The 6,039-nt window shown below is 43.4% G+C and carries 2 protein-coding genes and 1 pseudogene; 2 read left to right on the top strand and 1 reads right to left on the bottom strand.

Annotated features, from left to right (window positions below; genetic code table 11):
* The first annotated feature begins 963 nt into the window (after positions 1 to 963).
* Entirely contained in the window at positions 964 to 2,211 is a 1,248-nt protein-coding gene (locus AAZT04_RS25770; protein WP_129984085.1) for an OmpA family protein, read from the top strand.
* Positions 2,212 to 2,559: 348 nt separating this feature from the next.
* On the opposite strand, the pseudogene AAZT04_RS25765 reads toward AAZT04_RS25770, so the two are convergent.
* A pseudogene (locus tag AAZT04_RS25765) lies at positions 2,560 to 3,594 on the bottom strand (IS3 family transposase).
* 942 nt (positions 3,595 to 4,536) lie between these two features.
* Here AAZT04_RS25765 and AAZT04_RS25760 point away from each other — a divergent pair.
* The gene (locus tag AAZT04_RS25760; RefSeq protein ID WP_434682323.1) at positions 4,537 to 5,091 is read left to right on the top strand and encodes a tyrosine-type DNA invertase; all 555 of its coding nucleotides are present in this window, start codon (positions 4,537 to 4,539) and stop codon (positions 5,089 to 5,091) included.
* The last annotated feature ends 948 nt before the right edge of the window (positions 5,092 to 6,039 follow it).

The following is a 6,039-nucleotide window of genomic DNA, read 5'->3' as shown; positions in this document are numbered from 1 at the left end:
ATTATATATTGAACTACTACAATAGTGTCAGGCCTCACCATTACAACGGTGGACTGACGCCGGAAGAATCAGAGAACAGATACCGTTTTTACTGTAAAACCGTGGCCAATATTACTTGACCACTACAGTCAGTCCATAAGTTAACGATGCCCGCTGGCTCCGATATTCCCTTGGGGAGTTGTACTCCAGCACACTGTGCGGATGGTTTTCATTATATGGTGCTCAGTCGGCCATCATCAGTGATGATTGGGCAGTCACTACCACGGACATCTTTTTTATGCTGACGCAACCAAGTTCGTAGTGTGTCGTAATGGCACCCGATTTTTGACGAGATGGCACGAATGGCATCCGGCTCAGAGTCATACTCATCACGGTGTTCCAACAACATCCTGACAGCGAGCTCACGCCGTTCAGGGGGATAACGTCTGGCGGATTGTTATTTCATTTTAGGTCTCCTTTCACTGAGAGTTTAGTTTCCAAGAAACCCGGTACGGTTCAATTTATCCGTCCCAGAGACCATGGACACTCCAGCCACTCCCGTTAATATGAAAAAAGTCATGGATAGTCAATGGGACTATTCTGCTGTTTGTTCTATTTGACTCTCGTGAAGTCACTAGAGTTGAATGCTAATAACGTTAGCGTTAATTCATATATGTATTAATTTACATGGGAGTATCATGAAAATAACTTCTCGCGGCTAATACGATAAGAGCGTTGTTATGTTCAGGCCCACTTGCGCTGAGAGGATTACATCATTTTTATCTTTTCGACAGAATTGAAAAGATGGGTACAGAAAATGTTCTTAATTTGAACGTGTTTTTATTGGTTAGCAACTTAACTATGTCTAGGGTAATGGTATCTTCGGTTTTGTAAAATATATTCAACAAATTCTACATATCTCATCAGGCAGGCAAGCAAGTCTTGTTATTTACTATTTGAATAAAAATCAACATTGGAGTAAACATGAGTAATATTATTGAATTACTAAAGGATACCCTCTCTCCTCAGTTGCTATCCGATGTGGCTAGCACTACAGGGGAATCATCAGAAGATATCTCAACCGCTTTTGGTGGTTTTTTCCCGGTACTATTAGGGAGTATCCTGAAAAAATCTCAGGCTCCCGATGCATTGGAGCATATCTTTAATTTGTTAAAATTCACTCCGGGGCTGGATACCATAACAGCGACTTCTACGAGTTTAGTTAGATCATTAGCCGAAAATAAGGAACTCGCCAATGCCGGTGAGCAATTTTTAAAAACTGCTCTCGGTGATAAAATCCAGAACATAACCTCTTTATTAACCAACTTTGCTGGCATTAAAGGTAGCTCTGCCAGCACATTGATCTCGGTAGCCGCGCCAGTGGTCATGGGGGTTCTCAGTAAAAAAATTACCGAGAATGGTCTGTCATCAGCATCATTCCTGTCATTCTTAGACAACCATGCAAACAATATCATCAGTGCAACGCCGGCAAGCTTCGGTTCTGTTCTCGGTATTGATGATCTGAACGGTGTCGTTCAACAGGTCAGTGATGCTGGGGAAAAAACAGGAAACGAAGTTACCCAACGTAAATCACTCTTCAAGCCGATTCTAGCATGTCTCGCACTGTTGCTGGCCGCTCTGCTTGCCTGGGTCTTCCATACCCCACGTGTTGACACCACTGCACTGAACAACATCAGCGATAATCTACATGGTAATAGGCAGGACACGGTCCGTAATATAACGGACAGCACCAGCGGGGTCCCGTCCCCTCTGGGGAATTCCTTCCAAAAGTTACTGCCTGATGGCGTCGAATTAAAAATTTCCCGGTTTGGTTTTGAAAATAAGTTACTTACTGCAATTGAAGACCCCGCCTACACCATCGAAAAAAAGGTATGGTTATCCTTTGATCGCCTTAATTTCGAGAGCGGTAGTGCAATCCTGAAATCTGACTCTCACAAACAACTTAAGAATATCGCTGATATTCTTATTGCTTATCCTAAAGTTACCTTAAAACTGGGTGGGTATACCGATAATACCGGCACCCCCGAAGAAAATCTGAAATTATCGCAACAAAGAGCCTATTCAGTACGCAATGCGTTAATCGACATGGGGGTAAATGGCGTGCAGCTGCAGCTTGAAGGTTATGGTCAGGAAAATCCAGTGGCTTCAAATGATACCGCGGAAGGAAGAGAAAAAAACCGCCGGATCGACGCAATAATCGTCACTAAGTGATAGGTTTTTGTCGTATTCAGGTGTCATTAGGTAACAAAATGCAGCCAGCCCCGGATTTCCGGCTGTCTGCTTTCTTTTATGCGACAGCCCCCGTTCGGCTGCGTAACAGACCAGCTCACGATGAGTGTTCACTGTTGTTACAAAGAATACACGAATTTTTTTCAATTTCATGGATGCTATAATTGAGTGAAATGAAACCGCCATTAGCTCATCAGGAAGAGCAACAATCATTTTAGTTGTAGGTGCGGGGTTCGAGGCCTCGATGGCGGACCAATGCAGTCATTATATTATTGCTGTAGTTTTGACTCACAAACTGATGTTGCGGGCTCAATTGTAAGCATACCGGTTTTAGTTCCAGGCACTTTTTTGAGATTTCCGGGTTTTCAGCCATCAGCCGATATTCTTCCGGCGTCAGATTATTCAGGGATTCATGAGGCCGTTCGCTGTTATATTCAGTCAGCCAGCGCTCCGTAATTTCCCGTGCTTCATTCAGGGTTCTTAACAGATAAAAATCCAGGATTTCTGTCCGGTACGTCCGGTTGATCCGTTCGATAAAGGCATTCAGTGTCGGCTTACCCGGCTTAATAAAGTCCAGCAACACACCGTGCTCCTCAGCCCATTGCGCCAGAGCCAGTGAGATCAGCTCTGGCCCGTTGTCCATCCGCATCTTCAGCGGATAGCCACGGTTTACCACAATCCTGTCCAGCACCCGTACAAGCCGCTGCGCCGGAATATTCAGGTCAATCCCTATCGCCAGAGCCTCGCGGTTAAAATCATCCACGACGTTGAAGGTCCGAAAACGTCGGCCACATGTCAGGGCGTCGTGCATAAAATCGATGGACCAGCTCTGATTGAGCGCTTCCGGCGTGGCCAGCGGAGCCGGGTTACGCACCGGCAAACGTTGTTTACCCTTACGCCGAAAATTCAGTTTCAGCAGGCAGTAAATCCGGTGTACCCGCTTGTGGCTCCAGACGTGGCCCTGCCTGCGAAGCACCTGAAAAAGCTTCTTAAAGCCGTAGCGGGGATAGCGTTCAGCCGCTTCAGTCAGCCTCTGGATCACCGGTTCATCACGTCGCGTGGCGAAACACCGTCCTGCTCAGCGATAACGTCCTGCATGCCTGGCGTATGCTCATCGTAAACTGCGCGGTCAGATAGCTGACGAGCTCACGCTTTATCGCTGGTTTTAAAGTTTTTTTTCAATGACGTTTTTTAACGCGCGATTTTCCAGACTCAGGTCGGCAAACATCTGCTTCAGGCGACGATTCTCGTCTTCAAGATCTTTTATCTTTTTGATATCAGGCAGACATCTTTGACAGTTCGCCCGACTTCAACGGACTTCAGAACGGCGATGATCTGGTGTTCAGTGAATCGGATCTTGCGCATAGCGATCTCCTCAGAGGACATAGTCAGTATGTCGGAAGATCTCTAAAAGTGAATGGGCCGTTTTGCAGGGATGCTTACATTTGCCCCTGCCCCTGCCCCTGCTGATCTGCCACTGGCTCAGTCATTTGATAATCACTTCCATGTCACTGATGAACTCGTCTTTAGACACTGTCACGCCACAGAGGTGGTAACTTTAGGTACAGGCAATAACGGTAGCTATCAATGTGTTTTATTTTTTTGTGAAGGCGAGGTGTTTTCATTTTGAATGCACGAATGAAAGCTTGGATGCTTACATCCAAAATGTACCTATATATAAAAAAAGATTAATAAAGGTCAGGAGGAATATGATGATTATCAATTGTTGCATTTAAAAATATCCTTTTTGAATGGTCACAGTTTGATTTATTTGTAATTTGACAGGCGTGAAATTAGATGAGCATTATTGGGATTTCAATGGTGGTGTGAAAATTGAGATTCTTCTTATTCGCAACTTGTTGTTTTTGTTGTGGTTGTTATGCGGGTGTGTATGTGTGTGGGTCACCTTTAGGGCTGAGTTGGCTTTTCATCTTTGTTGTGTGAAAAACTGTCTTCGCGATGCAACTGAAAATTTAGGGGTATTTAGTGCCGCATAGAGATGATCGTTTGGAAGTAAAAGGCTTGATTTTTCTTGCAGAATGATTGTCTTTTTACATGTTGATAGATGTTTTTCTTGGGTGGTGAAAATACCTTGTTTCTGAGTGGGTGATCACGGATTTTTTATTTTGATTTCTATCAAAAAGGTTATTGTTGTGGGATAGTAGTGTTCAATGGATTGTGCGTTTTTGAATGGTTGTATTTTGTTGTAAACATACTCACATTATCATGAAATATTCGCATCTTGATGTTCATCCTAGGGAGTGGGGTGGTTTAATTTTAATTCACTCATGACTCAAGGGTTTTTCAATGCAAAAAAGGAAGTATTTAACAAATAATGAAGTGGAGAAGTTATTGTCGGTAAGTATGCAAGGTGTCTATGGCGTGCGTGATTATTGTATGCTGTATTTGTCATTTATCCATGGGTTGAGGGTCAGTGAGCTTTGTTCTTTAAGATTGTCAGATATCGATTTGCAAGAAAAGACCATTTGTGTTTTTAGGCTGAAAAATGGATTCTCCACTATACACCCATTAAGGCAACGGGAGGTCGATATATTGGTGAGGTGGTTGGGGTTAAGGAATTATTTCAGCGGTGCGGACAGTGAGTGGCTTTTTTTGTCTAGAAAGGGGGGGCGAATTTCAAGAAAAAGAGTATATAGCTTGATTACCGATTTAGGAGTGCAAGCGGAAATTGGGGTTAAAGTCCATCCTCATATGTTGAGACACTCCTGCGGGTACGCCCTCGCCGACCAAGGTATCGACACCCGACTTATCCAAGACTACCTGGGGCACCGTAACATCCAGCATACCGTGACTTATACTGCCAGTAATTCAGCACGTTTCCTCAAGCTTTGGGAGGCTTGACCCTGCCTTACAATTGATGCTTTTTGATACAGATAGGGACATTTTGATACAAAATGTCTCGGGAGGGTGTGGCTGGCCAAAAAGGGAGCACATAACACAAGTAATAACCTGTTACAGCTCGCCAACAATTAGGCTTTTGACAAAAGATAGTAGATAACTCTCAAAACACACATAAACAAACCACAAACAAACCACAAACAACGAACAAAAATTTCACACCCCCTCATGTAAATTATATTTTCAAAGAAATATCAAAGGGTTATTCGAATATCATGATGCGAGACATTTTGTATCAAAATGTCTCGTGCGGTAGCCATGGTCTCACGGCGTATTTGATGCTGGAATTGTATGCCGTTCAATGCAAAAAAAACATGCAACCTGGAAGGTTTTACATGAATTATTTTGCTAACCACTGGAAAAAAAACATTTTTTTCTTGGCTTGCAAGTGGCGAGAGTAAGCACTTGCATCAGTATCCTTGCCTTTATCCTGGGGGCTGTCGGAGGGCTGTATCTTGTTTTTTTTATGCAAGTAAATCTATCTACTTTTCGCGAACTGCTGCATTTCCTTGATGGTTTTGCATGAGCATTTTTAATGCATATACAATTGCAATTGTATTTATTGCATTGCTAATAATTGTTGTTGTGTCGCATTGCGATTTCAATCTCGGGTTAAAAAGGAGGCATTGTCCTCTGCGTTCAATGAACATGTTGTGTGTTTGAATATGATTTGGTTTTCTGTGTGTCACTGTATTGTTGCTCCCTTTCATTGTGAGTGCGTAATGGGAGCGTGTGGCAATGCTGGGCGCTATCTGTATTTTATTATATAAGGGGACAAGTGTGCTTTTTTACCTAAGTCGACATTTGACCCGAAGAGCGACATGGCTGTGCGTCTTTTCGTTTTGTCTCGTGTTCTGGTTGGTTGTGTTCTCTGTTGTTGGCTATGTCCTG

Origin of the sequence: Serratia sp. Je.1.23.a (genome assembly GCF_051129805.1) — a bacterium.
Taxonomy (GTDB): domain Bacteria; phylum Pseudomonadota; class Gammaproteobacteria; order Enterobacterales; family Enterobacteriaceae; genus Serratia; species Serratia liquefaciens.
The sequence above is the reverse complement of the archived record's forward strand: the minus strand, read 5'-3'. Positions and strand labels throughout refer to the sequence as shown.

Bases quoted from the DNA above. Each gene is read 5' to 3' on its own strand.
- AAZT04_RS25770 (WP_129984085.1), top strand. From the start codon at position 964: ATGAGTAATATTATTGAATTACTAAAGGATACCCTCTCTCCTCAGTTG.
- AAZT04_RS25760 (WP_434682323.1), top strand. From the start codon at position 4,537: ATGCAAAAAAGGAAGTATTTAACAAATAATGAAGTGGAGAAGTTATTG.